Origin of the sequence: Rugamonas brunnea (assembly GCF_014042345.1) — a bacterium.
Lineage (GTDB): Bacteria > Pseudomonadota > Gammaproteobacteria > Burkholderiales > Burkholderiaceae_D > Rugamonas > Rugamonas brunnea.
On the sequence record NZ_JACEZT010000009.1, the window covers coordinates 198,817 to 217,185 of the forward strand.

The following is an 18,369-nucleotide window of genomic DNA, read 5'->3' on the forward strand; positions in this document are numbered from 1 at the left end:
CATGGCCACCACGCCACGCCATCTTGCGGCAGCCTGCCTGGCAGCGCTGCTGTGCGCGGCCGGCGCCAGCGGCGGCGAATACCGCCCGCTGCCCGGCGGCCAGCTGCGCAGCGTGCTGCCGGCCGATGGCGTGGCGTCCGACGCCACCGTGGCCCCGTTCCAGATGCGCACCCGCCCCGTCACCAACGGCGAGTTCCGCGCATTCCTGCACAAGCATCCGGAATGGGAACGCGGCCAGGCGCCGGCCTTATTCGCTTCCCCCACGTATCTGCAAACGTGGGGCAGCGCGGACGATCCGGCGCCGCTGGCGCCGGACGCGCCCGTGACCCGCGTGAGCTGGTACGCGGCCTCCGCTTTTTGCGCCAGCGAGCAGGCCCGCCTGCCGCGCTGGTATGAATGGGAATTCGCGGCCGCCGCCGACGAGCGCCGGCCCGATGCCCGCGACGACCCGGCCTGGCTGGCCCGCATCCTCGACTGGTACGCCTCGCCCGGCACCCATCCGCCCCACTCCGTGGCCGCCAACGCGCCCAACTACTACGGCCTGTACGACATGCACGGCCTGATCTGGGAATGGGTGGACGATTACAGCGGCCTGTTCGTGAACGCCGACAGCCGCGCGCGCGGTGAACAGAAATCACTCGACTACTGCGGCGGCGCCGCCGTCTCGCTGGCCGACCGCCGCAACTACGCGGTGCTGATGCGCCTGGCCCTGCTGTCGGCCATGGAAAGCCAGCAGGATGGCGCCAATCTGGGCTTCCGTTGCGCCCGCGACGCCACGCCCTGACGCCGCCCCCTGAACTCTAGGACTTCATCATGACAATTCGTTCAACCCTCGTACGCGGCGCGCTTGCCGGCGCGCTGCTGGCCGCCTGCGCCCTGCCCGCCACGGCGCCGCTGGCCGCCCAATCCACCCCGGCCGCAACCGCGCGCCCGGCCTTCACCGGCACCTCGCTGTACCAGCTCGACACCGCCCTCACCGACAGCCAGGGCCAGCGCAGCAGCCTGCGCGACATGGCCGGCCAGGTGGCCATCGTCACCATGTTCTACGGCGACTGCAACACGGCCTGCCCGGTGGTGATCGAAACGCTCAAGCGCACGGTGGCCGCGCTGGGGCCGCAGGGCCGCAAGGTCAAGGTGCTGATGGTCAGCCTCGACCCCTTCCATGATTCCCCCGCCTCGCTGGCGCAACTGGCCGGCGTGCACCACCTCGACACCAGCCAGTTCAAGCTGGCCGTGGCCAAGGATGAAGCGCAGACCCGCATGCTGGCGGCCGCCCTCAACATCAAGTTCCGCGTAATGGGCAGTGGTGAGATCAACCACACCACGCGCATCGTGCTGATCGACGGCGGCGGCAACGTGCTGGGCGCCAGCAGCAAGCTCGATACCAATCCCGAGCCGGAATTCGTCAAGCAGATCGCGGCCGCGCTGAAGGCCGGCTGACCGCGTGCCGGCGACGGGACTTCTGATTTTTTTAACCTGAATCAAGAATAAACAAAGATGTGCCGGGATAGATTGACCACACCATATCTAGTGATTAATCTGTAGTTCCAAACTACAGATAGTATCCGGAGGGATTGTGGGCGAAGCCATGCAACAAACTAACATCATCAAGCGCGACGGTTCGCGACAGCATTTCGACGCCGCCAAGATCGTCGCCGCCCTGCAAAGCGCCGGCCAGGCCACCGGCGAATTCGACGCCGACGGCGCCAACCGCCTGGCCCAGGTGACCGTGCTGCGCCTGAGCGACATGACGGACCTGGCGCAACTGACCGTGGAGCGCGTGCAGGACACGGTGGAATCCGTGCTGTACGACGCCGGCCACCGCAAAACGCTGCGTGCCTACGTGGTCTACCGCGAGCAGCACCGCAGCCTGCGCCAGGACCGCAAATCGCTGGTGGACGTGGAATCGTCGATCAACGAATATCTGAATCAGCAGGACTGGCGCGTGAACGCCAACGCCAACCAGGGCTATTCGCTCGGTGGCCTGATCCTCAACGTGTCGGGCAAGGTGATCGCCAACTACTGGCTCAACCACGTGTATCCGCCCGAAGTGGGCCAGGCCCACCGCGACGCCGACATCCACATCCACGACCTCGACATGCTGGCCGGCTACTGCGCCGGCTGGTCGCTGCGCACCCTGCTCAACGAAGGCTTGAACGGCGTGCCGGGCAAGGTGGAATCGAGCCCGCCCAAGCACATGTCGAGCGCCATCGGCCAGATCGTCAACTTCCTCGGCACGCTGCAGAACGAGTGGGCCGGCGCGCAGGCGTTCAGCTCCTTCGACACCTACATGGCGCCCTACATCCGAAAGGACAGCCTGAGCTACGACGAAGTAAAACAGTACGTGCAGGAGCTGATCTACAACCTCAACGTGCCGTCGCGCTGGGGCACCCAGACCCCGTTCACCAACCTCACCTTCGACTGGGTCTGCCCGGAAGACCTGCGTGAACAGGTGCCCGTGATCGCCGGCCAGGAAATGCCGTTCACCTATGGCGACCTGCAGACCGAGATGGACATGATCAACCGCGCCTACATCGAGATCATGATGACGGGCGACGCCAAGGGCCGCGCGTTCACCTTCCCGATCCCGACCTACAACATCACCGAGGATTTCGCCTGGGAGAGCCCGAACGCGGAACTGCTGTTCGAGATGACGGCGCGCTACGGCCTGCCCTACTTCCAGAACTTCATCAACTCGGAACTGAAACCGAACATGATCCGCTCCATGTGCTGCCGTTTGCAGCTGGACCTGCGCGAGCTGCTCAAGCGCGGCAACGGCCTGTTCGGCTCGGCCGAGCAGACCGGGTCGCTGGGCGTGGTCACGGTCAACTGCGCGCGCCTCGGCTATCTGCACCGGGGCGACGAAGCGGGCCTGCTGGCCGCGCTGGACCGCCTGCTCGTGCTGGGCAAGCAAAGCCTGGAGATCAAGCGCAAGGTAATCCAGCGCCACATGGACAACGGCCTGTTCCCGTACACCAAACGCTACCTGGGCACGCTGCGCAACCACTTCTCGACGCTGGGTGTGAACGGCATCAACGAGATGATCCGCAACTTCAGCGACGACGCCGACGACATCACCACGCCGATGGGCCGTGACTTCGCGCTGCGCCTGCTGGACCACGTGCGCGCCCGCATGCTGGAGTTCCAGGACGAGACCGGCCATATGTACAACCTGGAGGCCACGCCGGCCGAAGGCACGACCTACCGCTTCGCCAAGGAAGACCGCAAGCGCTATGCCGATATCCTGCAAGCGGGCACCAAGGATATGCCCTACTACACCAACTCCTCGCAACTGCCGGTCGGTTACACGGACGATCCGTTCGAGGCGCTGGAACAGCAGGACGCGCTGCAACGCAAATACACGGGCGGCACCGTGCTGCACCTGTACATGACGGAAGCGCTGTCCAGTCCCGCCGCCTGCCGCACGCTGGTGCGCCGCGCGCTGGGCCGCTTCGGCCTGCCGTACATCACGATCACGCCGACGTTCTCGATCTGCCCGAAACACGGCTATCTGAGCGGCAGCCACAAGTTCTGTCCGAAATGCGATGCAGACCTGATCGCACGCCAGCAACGCGACGTTGCGACCATTTAAACGAAAGGAACCACCATGAACGATATGAGCCAAAATATGAGCCAACCCGTACAAGTCATGCCACGCACCGTGGTGCTGAACGACGCCGACCGCCAACCGTGCGAAATCTGGACCCGCGTGATGGGCTACCACCGTCCCGTCTCGTCCTTCAACACCGGCAAGAAGGGTGAATTCTACGAGCGCAAATACTTCCAGGAGCCGCAAAGCACTGCGGCCTGCTGATCATGGACGCCGGCCAGCTCAAGGTGGGCGGCTTCACGCCGTTCACCGCCACCGACTACCCCGGCCACCTGGCCGCCGTGGTCTTCGTGCAGGGATGCGCGTGGCGTTGCGGTTACTGCCACAACCCGCATCTGCAATCGCGTCCCAAGCGCAGTCCGCTGGCCTGGTCCAGCGTGCTGAAGGTGCTGCAAAAGCGGGCCGGCCTGATCGACGGCGTCGTCTTCAGCGGCGGCGAGCCCACGACCGACCCGGCCCTGCCGGCGGCCGTGGACGAAGTGCGCGCACTGGGATTCAAGGTAGGCCTGCACACGGCCTGCATCTACCCGGACCGGTTGCGCGAGCTGCTGCCCAAGCTGGACTGGGTGGGATTCGACGTCAAAGCCCCGTTCGACCGGTATGCGGCCGTGACGGGCGCGCCGGGCAGCGGCGTGGATGCGGAAGCGTGCGCGCGCGCGATCCTCGACAGCGGCATCCCCTACGAATGCCGCACCACCGTCCATCCCACCCTGCTCAAGCCGGACGGCATCATCGCGCTGGCGTCCACCTTGGCGGACATGGGGGTGAAGAACTACGTTCTACAGGAATTCCGGTCGCAAGGCTGCGGTGATGGCGCACTGAACGCCGGTGCGGTGGCAGGCTATCCCGGCCCGGCCATCGTCAGCGCCGTGTCGGACATGTTCCCCCACTTCACCATGCGGCGCAGCCACTGAGTTGGTCCGCCAAGTTGGCGCAAAAAGATAAACCGGGGTCAGGTCATACCATATCGCAACTTACGCACAAGTTGCGATATGGCATGACCTGACCCCGGTTTTCGATTTTGCTGCTTACTGGCTTTGCAGGCGGCGCACGCCGTCCACGAAGCGCGCCAGCGTGGCTGACAGCGCGCCGCGCGGCAGCATCGCTTCGATCAGCTGGAATTTGCCGCGCGTGGCCAGGGCTTGCTGCAATGCTTGCTGCAATTGTTCGCGCGTTTCGGCGCGGTAGCCGTCGCCGCCCAGGGCCGGCGCGGCGTCCGCGAAGTGCCAGTCACTGAGGTCGTTGTAGCAGGCCGTGGGCTGGAATGTGCGCAGCATCTCCCAGCCGCAGTTGTTGAACACGATGACGATGGGGTCCCAGCCATAACGCTGGCAGTTGCCCAGTTCCCAGCCCGTCATCTGGAACGCGCCGTCGCCGACGAGGATGATGGGGCGTTCGCCGCTCGATGCCTGCAAACCCAGGCCGGCCGGCACCCCGTAGCCCATGGTGGCGTAGTAGCCGGGCGCCAGCAACGCCGTGTTTTCGATGTCGAGCGCCGTGAAGAAGCAGTCGCCGATGTCCGAGACGATGGGCATGCGGCCATGGCGGGCCATCAGGTCGTTCACGGCGCGGGCGATGTCCATCGGTTCGATACGCTCGCCGTCGGCCTTCAGTTCATGCGGATAGCGGGCCGTCTTGTGCTCGGGCGCTTGCGGCGCCAGCGATTGCGCGCTCTCCAGCAGGCCGTCCAGCAGCGCTTCCAGCGAAATGTCGGGATAGACATGGTAGCCCATCGACACCTGGCCGTCCAGCGCCAGGATACCGCGCCGCATATCGATCTTGCGTTCGGAGACGCCGAAATTGGTGTCGGAGACCAGCACGCCCAGCATCAGCAGCGCGTCCGATTCCTCCACCGCCTGCGTGATGGCCGGATCGCCGGCCACGCCGAGGTAGGTGCCCAGCAGCGGCGCGTCCGTGTCGGCCAGCAGGCCGCGGCCCATGATGGTGGTAGCCACCGGCACGCGCAGCAGCTTGGCCAGCCGCGCCACCTTGTCTTCGACGCCGAATCGGCGAATTTCAATACCGACCAGCAGCACCGGATTACGCGCGCGCGCCAGCCGCGCCAGCAGTTCCTGTACGCAGGCGTGCAGCGCTTCCATGTCGTGCGCGGGCGCGGGCAGGCGCGGCACGGGCTCGCATGGCACGGCCACCATGTCGCGCGGCAGTTCGATGTAGACGGGCCGCGACTGCATCTGGCAGTTGCGCAGCACGCGGGCGATGTCCGCCGGCGCCGTCTCCGCGTTGTTCAGCACCACCTGGTCGCAGGTGATCTCGCGGAAGATCGCCAGCTGGGAGTCCAGCGTGCGGGTCTGGTGGTGCAGCAGGAAGCCGTTGCGGCGCTCATGCGCGGCCGGCGCGCCGGAGATCACCACCATCGGCACCTTCTCCGCGTAGGACGAGGCGACGGCGTTGACCATGTTGAGCGCACCGGCGCCATAGGTGACCACGGCCACGCCCAGGCCACCGCCCTGGAAGCGGGCCGCCGCGTCGGCCGCGAAGCCGACGCCCGGTTCGTGGCTCAGCGTGTACAGCGGCAGCACTTGCGATTGTTCGAGCTGCTGGAAGAACGGCAGCACGAAGTCGCCGGGCAGGCCGAATAGTTCGCGCGCGCCGTGCGCCTTGAGCGCATGCAGCAGGGATAAAGACAGGTTCATGGTGTGGTCTCCTCGGGTAGATTTGATGGGGGCGCTGGAGGGGCCGATCGGGCGCCCTCCAGCAAGGCCTCGACCTCCGCGACGGCCTGGTCGGCCTGCGCGGGATCGAAATCGGCATGGAACCGTTTCTTGATACCCATGTGCTGCAGCAGCACATGGTGGGTGGGCACGACGGCGTGCCGTTCCAGGCAATTGCGGGTGCACGCCAGCGCGCAGCCGTCGATGGCGACGATGGTGCGGCCGGACTTGGCCAGCTTGACCAGCGACGGCACGTCGCCGCCCACGCCGGCGATGCATGACATTTCCGCCACGCCGCGCCGGTCCAGTTGCAGGGCCACCTGGTTGGCGGTCTGCGCGGCGCTGGAACAGCCGGAACACGAGTAGACCAGCGGCAGATCCTTGTGTTTTCCAGCCATCGCGGGTTCCTCCGTTCAGTGATGCATCAGCCGCGCTTGGCGACGCCGGGTCTCAAGCCTTGCAGCCAGCGTTGCAGCGCCTGGCGCGCCAGATCCAGCATGGGCGCCTCGATCGCGTCGAGCGTGTTCTTGACCAGCAGGCCCAGTTCCGTGTCGCCTTCCATCGACAGACGGCGGCAGAAGAACAGCGTATCCGGGTCTTCCTCGCGGCGCGCCAGGGCCAGGAAGTCGCGCGCGCTGGCGGCGATCTCCAGATCCACCTGCGGCGCGCGGCGGCGTGCGGCGAAGCGCTCGCCCTGCCATTCGAAGTCGAACGACACGGAAGCGTCACGCACGGTGATGCGCAGGCTGCGCCCTTGCAGGCTGGCGCGCACGTCGGCTGGCAGGTGCTGGCGCAGCGTCAGATTGAGGCCCGTGACAAACAGCAGCGAGCCGGGGAACGGCGGCAGCCGGCCGAAGAAGGCTGCCACGGGCGCCGGCAACGTCTGGCCGGTGCGTTTGATGGATGGATTTGCGGTCTGCATCATGCTGCCCTCCCTGCTTGTTGTTCAAGACCCGGTTTGCCGTACCAGTAGCCGTTGCACGCTTCGGCCGGCATCCAGTCGGCCAGCATGGCGTTGGCCGCCGCGCCGGACATGTCGCCACGGCGCACGGCGTCGAAGCTTTCGATCACGCGTTGCGTGTGCTGCGATTGCGGGCTGATACGCACCACATCCACGCCCAGCTTGGCCATCTGGTCCAGTTCCTGGATCAGGTTGTAGACCAGCGCGGACTGGGTCTGGGTGCCGTTCAGGACGAGGAAAGGCGCGTCCTCGCGGGTTTGCATCAGCAGGCCGTCCGGATAGTCCAGGCAGCTGAAGCGGCAATCATCCTTGGGCAGGTTGCGGTTGCGCGCCGTGAAGCAGCGCGCCGAGAACGCCAGCGGCATGCGGCCGTAGGCGAAGATTTCCGTTTCCATACCACCCGGACGGCCCGCCTGCATCTGCTCCAGGCCTTCGCGGCCCATTTCCAGCGGCATGACCCAGCGGCGCGCGCCCAGTTGGCCCATCAACTGCAGCGTGGGCGGGTTGTAGACGTTGACGTGCGGGCCAGCCACGAACGGGATGCCGCCGGCCACCAGGTGCACGGCGCCCATGTCGTTCGCCTCCACGGCGAAGCGGCCATTGCCGGTCAGACGGCGCAGCGTCGTCACATCCGAGCCCGATTCGAGCAGGGCCAGGGTGGACAGCACCACTTCCTTGCCGGCCGCCTGCAGCTTCTCGGCGATCTCCAGCCAGTCGGCCAGGCGCAGTTCATGGCGGCGCGAGCAGACGGCTTCGCCGAGGTAGACGATATCGACCGGCGAGGTGGCGATCTGCTCGTAGAACTTGATTACGGTGTCGCGGGGCCAGTAGTACAAAATGGGGCCCAGGGCGAGTTTCAACATGCTTGCTCCCTAAAAGATTATTTCCACGACCGGTGGTACGCACCCAGCGTGTGCTGCTGGCCTTCCGCGACGCGGTTCAGTTCCGTCATCCAGTCCGGCTTGACGGAATAGCGGGCCGCGTTGTTTTTGGCCTGGTCGATGGCGTCGCGCCACACACGCGTGACCTGGGCCACGTAGGCGGGGCTGCGCTGGCGGCCTTCAATCTTCACCGCGCGCACGCCCATGTTGATCAGCTGCGGCAGCAGTTCCAGCGTATTCAGGCTGGTTGGTTCCTCGACGGCGTAGTAGGTTTCGCCTTCCACGTTGAAGCGGCCCTTGCACAGCGTGGGGTAGCTGGCGTTCTCCTCCTCGTCGTAGCGGTCGATCAGCACCCCGTTCAGGCGCGATTCCAGGCCTTTCGGGCCTTGCTGCCAGCGCACGGCCTTGGCCGGCGAGCATACGCCGTGGGTGTTGGGCGATTCGCCGGTGGCGTAGGACGACAGCGCGCAGCGGCCTTCCACCATCACGCACAGGCTGCCGAAACCGAAGACTTCGATTTCGACGCTCGTATTGGCGGCCACCGATTCCACCTGGGCCAGCGACAGCACGCGCGGCAGCACCGCGCGCTGCACGTTGAAGTGCTTTTGGTAGAAGTTGATCGCCTCGTAGTTGGTGGCCGAGCCCTGCACGGACAGGTGCAGGCGTAGGTCGGGGAAGTTCTCGGCCGCGTACTGCATCAGGCCCGGATCGGCCAGGATCACGGCGTCCACGCCGGCGCCGGCCGCGCGGTCGATGGCGGTGCGCCACAAGCCGCTGGTCGATGGCTGCGGATAGGTGTTCAGGGCCAGCAGCACCTTGCGCCCGCGGCTGTGCGCGTACTCGATGCCCTGGGCGATGGCCACGTCATCGAAATTGAGGCCGGCGAAATTGCGGGCGTTGGTGGCGTCGCGGAAGCCCAGGTAGACGCAATCGGCGCCGTTGTCGATGGCGGCCTTGAGCGCGGGCAGGCTACCGGCCGGGCAAACCAGTTCTATGCCGGCGAGGCTGTCCGCCGGACTGGAAGATACGGATAAATTACTCATGTGTGCGAGATCAAGGCTAGGGTGAACCGGCCGCACCCGCGGCGGCCGGCGGAAAAAGTGACGATGCGGGTAGCGTTCACGCGGCCAGCGGCGGCGGCTGCGTACCGTTCAGCATGTAGTCGATCAGTTCGCGCACGGGCCGCATGGCGGCGCCGAACGGCAAGGCTTCGCTGCCCCGGAAGAACAGGCCGCGCTTGCGGTCGCCCTCCAGCGCGAAGGCCAGCTGGGTGTCGATGCAGAACTGGCCGGCCCTGGCGTCGCCGTCGCGCCAGCCGCACTGCTGCAGGCATTCGATGCCCACCGTGCAGGGCTTGGGGCGCGCTTTCGACTGCAGCTTGGTTTCCTTGTCGAGATAGCGCATCAGCCAGGGCGTGCGCACGGCGCGCGCGGGCAGCCCGGCAGCGCTCATGAAGGTGACGGTATCCTGCTCGCCCGCCTCCAGCAGCACGTCCTTGAACGTCTGGTGCGCGTCGCCCTCGGTGCTGACGGCGAACGGCGTGCCCAGTTGCACGGCGCTGGCACCCATGCCGATCAAGTCCTTGACCTGTTCATGCGAGTGGACGCCGCCGGCGGCGATCAGGGGAATGCGCTCGCGTTCCAGGCCCAGTTCGCGCAGCAGCGCATGCGCGCCTTCAAGCACGGTGGCGAAGCCAAAACGCGGGTCCTTCACGGCTTCCGTGCTGGGCGCGCCCAGGTGGCCGGCCGCGAAGCGGGGATTTTCGATGACGATGGCGTCCGGCAGCCGGTTACGGCGCATCCATTTCTTGATCAGCAGCGCGATGCCGCGCGCGTCCGACAGCACCGGGATCAGGGCCACGTTCGGGTGCTCGGACGTCAGTTCCGGCAGGTCCAGCGGCAAGCCCGCGCCAACCACCAACGCATCCGCGCCGCTGGCGCAGGACTGGCGTATCAGATCGGCGTACTGGCTGACAGCCCGCATCACGTTCACGGCGATCATGCCCTTGCCGCCGGCAAGCTCACGGGCCTTGCCGATTTCGCGGTCCAGCGCCGTCAGGTTGGCCGCTTCGATCAGGCCCTGGTCCTTGCTGCGGCCCGTGCGCTCCATCAAATCCGGGTGGTGGCGGCGCAGGTCCACACTGGCGATGGTGCCCATCGCGCCCTCGCGCGCGACGCTGCCGGCCAGGCGGTGCGCGGACACACCGACCCCCATGCCCCCCTGGACAATGGGGAGCAGCAGCTTGTCCCGAAGTTGGAACTTGTTCAAAACAGTCAACAGCATAAAAGGCCTTCCTGATTGCAAGCCCGAACTGTAACGCTCATGCATCGTTGGAATCCTTGATGTGTATCAAAGATTTACGGCTTGCCAGAATGTGACAATGCAATCCAATACTTCGCCAAGGAACAAACATGAGCAGCATCGGCACTTTTTTAGGACGCGACCACCAGCAATGTGACGACCAGTACGCCCTGGCCGAGGCGCGCGTCGTAGGCAAGCAATGGGAACTGGCCGCCGGCGATTTCGCGACCTTCCGGGGCATGCTGGAGCACCATCTGGGCATGGAGGAGCAACTGATGTTCCCCGCACTGGAGCAGGCCATGGGCCACAGCGGCGGCCCCACCGCCGTGATGCGCGGCGAGCACGCCCACATGCGCGACCTGGTGCAGGGCATGGCCGACGCCATCGTGGCCCAGGACGGCGAGGAGTTCTTCAACCATGCCGACACGCTGCGCATGCTGATGCGCCAACACAACCTCAAAGAGGAAGGCATCCTCTACCCGATGGCCGACCGATTCCTGGACGGCCAACTGCCCCAGCTGCTGGAACAGATGCGCGCCTTCGAGGCCGCCGCCGAACAAGGAGCACTACCATGAGCAACGCCGACGTGGAATGGATCGACCAGGACCTGGACGTGGGCGGCCTCGAACCGCCCGAACCGATGGTCCTGATACTGGAAGCACTGGACCGGCTGGAGGGCCGCCAGCGCCTGCGCGTGCTGATCGACCGCGAACCGCACCCGCTGTACCGGGTACTGGAGCGTAACGGTTACGCCCACAGCATCTCGACCCGTCCCGACTACCGTTTCGAACTGCTGATCTGGGATCCGCAGCAGGCCGGCTGAACCGACTGACTCTCCGCTACTGCGCACCACCGACACCATGCAACGCGCCCTGTCGTTCGATCAAAATCCGCCGTTGGCGCTACCCATGCGCTATTTCCTGAGCGCGCCGCTGTTCGCGGCGCTGGCCGCCGCACTGCTGCTGTGGCAGGGCGACGCCGCGCTGGCCTCGCGCTGGACCCCGGCCACGCTGGCACTCACCCACCTGCTCACACTCGGTTGCCTCAGCATGACCATGGTGGGTGCGCTCCTGCAAATGCTGCCCGTGGTGGCAGGCGTGGGCTTGCCCCACGCGCGGCCCGTGGCCGTCATCGTCCACATCGCGCTGTGCGCGGGCACGCTGCTGCTGGCCAGCGCATTCTGGCTGGAAGCGCCGGCCCTGTTCCAACTGGCGCTGGCCGCCCTGCTGACGGCCCTCTGCCTGTTGCTGGTGGCCTGCACCATCGGCCTGTGGCAGCAGCATGCCAGCGGCGCCACCGCCACCGTGGCCGCCATCCGCCTGTCGCTGGCGGCGCTGGCCATCACCATCATGCTGGGCGGCCTGCTGGCCGGCGCACTGGCCTGGCCCGAATTGCTGTCGCTGCCGCTGCCCGTGCTGACCGACGTCCACGCCATGTGGGGCCTGTTCGGCTGGGTAGGCTTGCTGGTGGTGGGCGTGGCCTTCCAGGTGGTGCCCATGTTCCAGGTGACGGAACCCTATCCGCATTGGCTGACGCGCAACTTCACCACCATCCTGTTCCTGTTGCTGCTGGTCTGCTCGATCGGCGCCAGCCTGCAACGGCCGGAAGATCTATGGTTCCATGCGGTCACCCAATCGGCGGTGGTGGCCGGCTACGGCCTGTTCGCGGCGATCACGCTGGCGCTGCTGGCGCGGCGCAAGCGCCCCAAGGCCGACCCCACCACGCTGTTCTGGCGCACCGCCATGGCCAGCCTGCTGGCCGCGCTGGTCCTGTGGCTGCTGCCCGTGGCCGCCGGCGACGCCAGCCACCCGCTGGCGCTGGGCGTGCTGTTCATCGCCGGCTTCGCGCTCACCACCATCAACGGCATGCTGTACAAGATCGTGCCTTTTCTGACGTGGTATCACCTGCAGGAAGCGATCGGCCGCGGCGCGCCCAACGTCAACAAGATCATCCCGGAACGGCACGCGCGCTTGCAGTTCGCGCTGCACCTGGTGGCGCTGCTGCTGTTGCTGGCCGCCTGCTACTGGCCGCAGCAACTGGCGCGGCCAGCCGGCGCGGCCATGTGCGCCTCGTGCCTGTTCTTGTGGTTTAACCTGCTGCAGGTGATGCGCATGTACCGCCGCCTGCAACGCCAAGCACAAACCGGCAAGCATTTGGCGCCGGCCTGAACATCCTGTCCCCGAACGAGAACATCATGACCTTAGAACACTGGATCCGCGTTAACACCCGGCAGATGGCGCCCCGCTCGACGGCGCTGCTCAAGCTGATCTTCAGCGACCCCGACCTGGCCGGCGACGAGCCGGTCTGGCTGCACGAGCTGATACGGCTGATGGCGCCGTTCGGGCTGGACGAGCGAGCCACGCGCACCAGTGTGTTCCGCCTGACGGAGCAAGGCTGCCTGCAATCGCGCCGCCATGGCCGCCGCGCCAGCTACGAAGTCGCGCCATCGGCCGTCGACGGCCTGCGCGCCGCCTGGCGCCGCCTGAACGCCGCACCGGAGCGCCACTGGGACGGCGACTGGACGCTGCTGATCAACGCCGGCGGCCGCATCGGCGCCGCCACCTACGCCACCTTGCGCAAGGCCCTGGCCAATCACGGCTACTGCGCGCTGGCGCCCAACGTGCTGGCCCGCCCCACGGACCACGAAACGCGCGGCCAGGACGATCTGGCGGAACTGGGCGAAGACGCCCACATGGAGATCTTCAAGGTCAGCGGCCGGCAGGTGACCGGTGGCCGCCCGCCGGCAGAATTCGGGCGCGAAGCGTGGGATTTGAGCGCCGCGCGCACCGATTACGAGCGCTTTCTGCAGCAGTGCGCCCCATTGCGCGAGGCGCTGCGCAGCGGCCATACGCCGTCGCCGGAGCAAGCGTTCGTGATCCGGGTGCTGGTCGGCCTGGCCTGGCACCAGTGCCGCCACAACGACCCCATGCTGCCGCTGGAATTCCTGCCCGAAGACTGGCCCGCCCGCAGTGCCTATGACCTGTACCGCGACCTGCGCCGCCACACCCAGGTGGGCGCGCAGCGCCACGTGCACAGCGCCCCGGTGGTGATACCGGCCATGCTGGCCAGGCCGATGCCCGAACTGTGCGCCCAGGCGGCCTGACATCCGCTGCCACCCAAGCCGCAAGACCTAAGACGGGGTCAGGTCATGAAGTCGGGCAAGCTGCCTGATTGCATGACCTGACCCCGGTCCATTTGTTCGTTTCCCGACAGCCGTGGCACACTAGCGCATTGACCGCCGCTGGCGGTCCAGCCAAGGAAACGCCATGAACCCACCCCGCCAACTGTTACGCCGCATGTTCGACGCGGCCGTTGCCGCCGCCCAGCCAGCGCTTTGCCTGCCGCCCCACCTGCCGCCCGCGCCCAAGGGCCGCACGCTGGTGATCGGCGCCGGCAAGGCCTCGGCCGAGATGGCGCGCGCGCTGGAACAGCACTGGTCCGGTCCGTTGCAAGGACTGGTGGTCACGCGCTATGGCTACAGCGTGCCGTGCCAGCGCATCGAAATCGTGGAGGCGGCCCACCCGGTGCCGGACCAGGCGGGCATGGACGCGGCGCGCCGCATCCGCGCCATGGTCGAAGGGCTGACGGCCGACGATCTCGTGATCTGCCTGATTTCCGGCGGCGGCTCGTCGCTGCTGGTGCTGCCCGACGAGTCCCTCACGCTGGCCGACAAGCAGGCCATCAACACCGCCCTGCTCAGGAGCGGCGCCACCATCGCCGAAATGAACTGCGTGCGGCGCCACCTGTCCGCCATCAAGGGCGGACGACTGGCGGCGGCCTGCCATCCCGCGCGCGTGGTCACGCTGCTGATTTCGGACGTGCCCGGCGACGATCCGGCCGATATCGCCAGTGGCCCCACCTGCGCCGACCGCAGCACCTGCGCCGACGCGCTGGCCATCCTGCGCCGCTACGGCATCGCTGTGGCGCCCCATATCGTCGCCCTGCTGGAAAGCGGCGCCGGCGAAACAGTCAAGCCGGGCGACCCGCGCCTGGCCGGCAGCGAGATCCGCATGATCGCCACGCCGCAAATGGCGCTGGAGGCGGCGGCTGGCGTGGCGCGCGCGGCCGGCGTCACACCCTACATCCTCGGCGACAGCATCGAAGGCGAAGCGCGCGACGTGGGCATCGTCATGGCCGGCATCGCGCGGCAGGTGGCGGCGCGCGGCCAGCCGTTCCCGGCGCCCTGCGTGCTGCTCTCCGGCGGCGAAACCACGGTCACCGTGCGCGGGAACGGCCGCGGCGGGCGCAATGTGGAGTTCCTGCTGTCGCTGGGCGTCGCGCTCAACGGCGCGCCCGCCATCCACGCCATCGCCTGCGACACGGACGGGGTGGACGGCCAGGAAGAAATCGCCGGCGCCCTGCTCGGGCCGGACACGCTGGAACGGGCCTGGTCGCAAGGCATCAAGCCGCGCGACGCGCTGGCCAACAACGACGGCCACGGCTTCTTCCAGGCGCTCGGCGATTCCGTCATCTGCGGCCCCACGCTGACCAATGTGAACGACTTCCGCGCCATCCTGATCGATGCGGTATCGCCGCCGCCTTCGGAGGTATAAGGCGCACCGTCAGTCGTGCTGCGCTGGCCGCCACCGCTTGAGGCGCAGCGCATTACTCACCACGGATACACTGGAAAATGCCATCGCCGCACCGGCGATCATCGGGTTGAGCAGGCCGAAGGCGGCCAGCGGCACACCCACCAGGTTGAAGATGAAGGCCCAGAACAGGTTCTGGCGGATATTGCTGTAGGTGCGGCGCGAGATGTCGATGGCGTCCACCAGCAGGCGCGGGTCGCCCCGCATCAGGGTCACGCCCGCCGTCTGCATGGCCACATCGGTGCCGCTGCCCATGGCCACGCCCACGTCGGCCGAGGCCAGCGCGGGGGCGTCGTTGATGCCGTCACCGACCATCGCCACCCGCTTGCCGGCCTTGCGCAATTCCGCGATCACGACGCCCTTGGCCTGCGGGAGCACCTGGGCATGCACTTCGTCTATCCCCAGTTCGCGGCCAATGTGGTCGGCGGCGCCCTGGTTGTCTCCGGTGAGCATGACGGTGCGCACGCCCAGCGCATGCAGGCGTTCCACGGCCTGCCGGCTCTCCGGCTTGACGGCGTCGCCGAAAGCCAGCATGCCGATCAGCGCGGGCGAAGAACCAATGCTGGCCAGCCACGACACCGTGGCCCCGCCCTGCTCCTGCGCGCGCGCCTGCTCGCGCAAGGGGGCGACGCTGATGCCATGCTGGTCCAGCATGCGCTCATTGCCAAGCGCCAGTGGCTGGCCGTCCACCACCGCCGTCACGCCGTAGCCCGGCACCGCCTTCATGTCCTGCGCGGGGAGCGGTGCGATGTTGTCGGCCTGCGCGGCGTCGCGCATGGCCCGCGCCAATGGATGCTCACTGCCTTGCTGCACGGCCGCCGCCAGCGCCAGCAGGCGCTGATGGTCGCCATCGGCCGCAACATGGGCCGCCAGGCGCGGATGGCCCACCGTGAGCGTGCCGGTCTTGTCGAATGCCACCACCTGCACGCCGTGCAGCAGTTCCAGCGCTTCCGCGTCCTTGATCAGGATGCCGTGGCGGGCCGCGACACCGGTGCCGGCCATGATGGCGGTCGGCGTGGCCAGACCCAGTGCGCACGGACAGGCAATCACCAGCACGGCCACCGCGTTGATAATGGCCGTGCTCCAGCCGGCGCCCGCCAGCCACCAGCCGATACATGTCACCGCCGCGATGGCGACGATGGCCGGCACGAACACGGCGCTGACCTGATCGACCAGCCGCTGGATCGGTGCCTTGGCCGCCTGCGCGTCCTCCACGGCGCGGATGATGCGCGCCAGCGTCGATTCGGTGCCCACCGCACTGGTTCGGGCCACGAACAGCCCTTCCCCATTGACGGCGCCGCCGATCACCTTCTCACCCGGGCCTTTGCTGATGGGCAGGCTCTCGCCGGTCAGCATCGATTCGTCCACATGGGTGCCGCCTTCCAGGATCACGCCATCCATCGGAATGCGCTCGCCGGGCCGCACCTGCACTTCGTCCCCCACTTTCAGGGCGGCGGCGGGCACCTCGCGCCAGGTGGTACCGCTGCGCACGCGCGCCGTTTCGGGCCGCAGCGATTGCAGAGCGCGGATTGCCTCCGTGGTCTGGCGCTTGGCGCGCGCTTCCAGCCATTTGCCCAGCCGGACCAGCGTGATAACGACGGACGCCGCCTCGAAGTACAGATTCATCATGCCGCCCGGCTGCGTCAGCCACAGGTACAGGCTCAATCCATAGGCGGCCGACGTGCCCAGCGCGACCAGCAGGTCCATATTGCCGGTGCGCGCCAGCAGCGCCTTCCACGCCGCGCGGTAGAAGCGCGCGCCGATCCAGAACTGGACCGGCGTGGCCAGCGCCCATTGCAACCAGGCCGGGAGCATCAGGTGGACGCCGAACACCTCCAACACCATGGGCGCCAGCAAAGGCAGGGTGAGCGCGGCGGAGATGGCGATCTGCGACGGTTCGGACAACTGGCGGGATGCGGCGGCCGAAGTGGTCGGGGTGGCCGAAGCTGTCGAGGCGCCCGCCCCGGCCGGCGCATCGGCGGCGCTGGCTTCGTAGCCGGCCTTGGTGACGGCCGCCGCCAGGCGCGCCATGTCAGTCTCGTCGCCGGCCACCGTCACGCTGGCCCGCTCGGTGGCCAAGTTGACCGAGGCCGACAACACGCCCGGCACGGCGGCAAGCGCCTTTTCCACCCGCCCGGCGCAGGACGCGCAGGTCATGCCGCCGATGGCGAGGGTATATTCATGGGTGGGCACGTCGTAGCCCGCCTTGCGCACCACGGCGGCCAGGGCGTTGGCGGACAGGCCCGCCTCGCCCGTCACCCGGGCCGTTTCGGTCGCCAGGTTGACGGAGACGCTGCGCACGCCGGGGGCGGCGGCCAGCGCCTTTTCCACCCGCCCCGCGCACGAGGCGCATGTCATGCCCGAGATGGGCAGATCCAATTCCTTGATGCTGACTGCGGTCATTCCTTACTCCGGTAGCGGTACACGTCCTACAGTGTGTACCTTACCACCGTTGTAAGGTCAAGGGCACGGCGCCGGGATCAGTCTTCGTCGCCTTCATGATGCCGTACCTGCCCGGCCGCATGCTCGCCCTTGCCGCTCAGCGCCGCGATACCGGTCGGCGCGTCGTACCATTGCACCGCACCGAAGCCCAGCACGGCCGCCAGCAGCACCACGGCCAGCGGACGCCACGCGCTGCGGATCGCCTCGCCCGCCGTGCCGCGCTTGCGGCCGGTGACCATGGCCGCCACCAGGTTCTCGCGATGCAGGCGGCTGCTCACCACCACCGCCGCCACGTGCAGCGCCACCAGCGCCACCATCAGGTTGGCCAGCAGCTCGTGGGTCTCCTCCAGCGCGTCGCCGCCCAGGTCCTGGAACAGGGTCCAGCCGGTGACGCCGATGGCCAGCGTCAGGCCCAGCATCGCCACGATGGCCAGCGCGCCGGCCGGGTTGTGGCCCACGTAATGGGCGGGTTTGCGCTGCGCGAGCCCCTTCAGGTATTCAAGCACCTTGCCCGGCCCGCGCACGAAACTGGTGAACCGCGCGTGGCGCGTGCCGATCACGCCCCACAGCAGCCGGAACACCACCAGCCCCACCATGCTGTAGCCCAGCGTGACGTGCAGCAGGCGCAGGCCGTCCTGCTCCGCCGTCAGGTAGGCGCCGGCGAAGCACAGCACCATCAGCCAGTGGAACACGCGCACCGGCGCGTCCCATACCAGCACCTTGCCATCCGAAGCCGCTGTCGCGGCGCCATTCAATTCGCTCATCTTGCTCTCCTTGGTCAATTCCGGTCCGGCCATGCCCGACCTCTCATGGCTGCGATCATGGGGTGTGCATATTAAGTAATTCTTACGCAGCGAATTTGACCGCGCGGCGTGCTAGACTAAACCCGCCCCCACCCGGCCGCGCGGCCAGC

The 18,369-nt window shown here is 67.4% G+C and carries 18 protein-coding genes; 10 read left to right on the forward strand and 8 right to left on the reverse strand.

The window, feature by feature from the left end; all coding sequences use genetic code 11:
- Nucleotide 1 precedes the first annotated feature (1 nt).
- The 5 genes from H3H37_RS15275 (at nucleotide 2) to H3H37_RS15295 (ending at nucleotide 4,524) form a co-directional block, all read left to right on the forward strand.
- A complete protein-coding gene (locus tag H3H37_RS15275) occupies nucleotides 2-784 on the forward strand; it encodes a formylglycine-generating enzyme family protein (protein WP_182163948.1) in 783 nt (260 codons plus the stop codon).
- A 29-nt stretch (nucleotides 785-813) separates the two neighbouring features.
- The gene (locus tag H3H37_RS15280) at nucleotides 814-1,440 is read left to right on the forward strand and encodes an SCO family protein (RefSeq protein ID WP_182163950.1); all 627 of its coding nucleotides are present in this window, start codon (nucleotides 814-816) and stop codon (nucleotides 1,438-1,440) included.
- 148 nt (nucleotides 1,441-1,588) lie between these two features.
- Complete coding sequence (locus H3H37_RS15285; RefSeq protein ID WP_182163952.1) at nucleotides 1,589-3,592, forward strand: ribonucleoside triphosphate reductase; 2,004 nt, start codon at nucleotides 1,589-1,591, stop codon at nucleotides 3,590-3,592.
- Between the two features lie 36 nt (nucleotides 3,593-3,628).
- On the forward strand, nucleotides 3,629-3,814 hold the full coding sequence (nrdD, locus tag H3H37_RS26340) for an anaerobic ribonucleoside-triphosphate reductase (RefSeq protein ID WP_511262178.1): 186 nt from the start codon (nucleotides 3,629-3,631) through the stop codon (nucleotides 3,812-3,814).
- Between the two features lie 2 nt (nucleotides 3,815-3,816).
- Nucleotides 3,817-4,524, forward strand: coding sequence for an anaerobic ribonucleoside-triphosphate reductase activating protein (locus tag H3H37_RS15295; RefSeq protein ID WP_182163954.1), 708 nt, complete (start codon nucleotides 3,817-3,819; stop codon nucleotides 4,522-4,524).
- Between the two features lie 114 nt (nucleotides 4,525-4,638).
- Here the strand turns inward: H3H37_RS15295 and ipdC are convergent, their stop codons facing one another.
- The 6 genes from ipdC to H3H37_RS15325 form a co-directional block, all read right to left on the reverse strand.
- Nucleotides 4,639-6,264: an indolepyruvate/phenylpyruvate decarboxylase gene (gene ipdC, locus H3H37_RS15300; protein WP_182163956.1), complete on the reverse strand. Its 1,626-nt coding sequence runs from the start codon at nucleotides 6,262-6,264 to the stop codon at nucleotides 4,639-4,641.
- Nucleotides 6,261-6,680, reverse strand: a complete 420-nt coding sequence (locus H3H37_RS15305) for a putative zinc-binding protein (RefSeq protein WP_182163958.1) — start codon at nucleotides 6,678-6,680, stop codon at nucleotides 6,261-6,263. Before H3H37_RS15305 ends, ipdC begins: the two co-directional genes overlap by 4 nt.
- Before the next feature lie 26 nt (nucleotides 6,681-6,706).
- Nucleotides 6,707-7,207, reverse strand: coding sequence for a ubiquinone anaerobic biosynthesis accessory factor UbiT (gene ubiT / locus H3H37_RS15310; protein WP_229218859.1), 501 nt, complete (start codon nucleotides 7,205-7,207; stop codon nucleotides 6,707-6,709).
- Nucleotides 7,204-8,106 (reverse strand): ubiquinone anaerobic biosynthesis protein UbiV, encoded by a 903-nt coding sequence (gene ubiV, locus H3H37_RS15315; protein WP_182163960.1) that lies wholly within the window; start codon nucleotides 8,104-8,106, stop codon nucleotides 7,204-7,206. Before ubiV ends, ubiT begins: the two co-directional genes overlap by 4 nt.
- Nucleotides 8,107-8,123: 17 nt before the next feature.
- Nucleotides 8,124-9,167, reverse strand: a complete 1,044-nt coding sequence (gene ubiU, locus H3H37_RS15320; RefSeq protein ID WP_182163962.1) for a ubiquinone anaerobic biosynthesis protein UbiU — start codon at nucleotides 9,165-9,167, stop codon at nucleotides 8,124-8,126.
- A gap of 76 nt (nucleotides 9,168-9,243) precedes the next feature.
- A complete protein-coding gene (locus H3H37_RS15325) occupies nucleotides 9,244-10,407 on the reverse strand; it encodes an NAD(P)H-dependent flavin oxidoreductase (RefSeq protein WP_182163964.1) in 1,164 nt (387 codons plus the stop codon).
- Nucleotides 10,408-10,535: 128 nt separating this feature from the next.
- Here H3H37_RS15325 and H3H37_RS15330 point away from each other — a divergent pair, with 128 nt between their 5' ends.
- The 5 genes from H3H37_RS15330 (at nucleotide 10,536) to H3H37_RS15350 (ending at nucleotide 14,978) form a co-directional block, all read left to right on the forward strand.
- The gene (locus H3H37_RS15330) at nucleotides 10,536-11,000 is read left to right on the forward strand and encodes a hemerythrin domain-containing protein (RefSeq protein ID WP_182163966.1); all 465 of its coding nucleotides are present in this window, start codon (nucleotides 10,536-10,538) and stop codon (nucleotides 10,998-11,000) included.
- Nucleotides 10,997-11,248, forward strand: a complete 252-nt coding sequence (locus H3H37_RS15335) for a DUF2249 domain-containing protein (RefSeq protein WP_182163968.1) — start codon at nucleotides 10,997-10,999, stop codon at nucleotides 11,246-11,248. Before H3H37_RS15330 ends, H3H37_RS15335 begins: the two co-directional genes overlap by 4 nt.
- 85 nt (nucleotides 11,249-11,333) lie before the next feature.
- On the forward strand, nucleotides 11,334-12,593 hold the full coding sequence (locus tag H3H37_RS15340) for a permease (protein ID WP_229218860.1): 1,260 nt from the start codon (nucleotides 11,334-11,336) through the stop codon (nucleotides 12,591-12,593).
- 26 nt (nucleotides 12,594-12,619) lie between these two features.
- Nucleotides 12,620-13,528: a PaaX family transcriptional regulator gene (locus tag H3H37_RS15345; RefSeq protein ID WP_182163970.1), complete on the forward strand. Its 909-nt coding sequence runs from the start codon at nucleotides 12,620-12,622 to the stop codon at nucleotides 13,526-13,528.
- 163 nt (nucleotides 13,529-13,691) lie between these two features.
- Nucleotides 13,692-14,978, forward strand: coding sequence for a glycerate kinase type-2 family protein (locus H3H37_RS15350; RefSeq protein WP_182163972.1), 1,287 nt, complete (start codon nucleotides 13,692-13,694; stop codon nucleotides 14,976-14,978).
- A 9-nt stretch (nucleotides 14,979-14,987) separates the two neighbouring features.
- On the opposite strand, the gene H3H37_RS15355 is transcribed toward H3H37_RS15350, so the two are convergent.
- A complete protein-coding gene (locus H3H37_RS15355) occupies nucleotides 14,988-17,417 on the reverse strand; it encodes a heavy metal translocating P-type ATPase (RefSeq protein WP_182163974.1) in 2,430 nt (809 codons plus the stop codon).
- Between the two features lie 77 nt (nucleotides 17,418-17,494).
- On the reverse strand, nucleotides 17,495-18,220 hold the full coding sequence (locus H3H37_RS15360) for a cytochrome b/b6 domain-containing protein (protein WP_182163976.1): 726 nt from the start codon (nucleotides 18,218-18,220) through the stop codon (nucleotides 17,495-17,497).
- Nucleotides 18,221-18,369 lie beyond the last annotated feature (149 nt).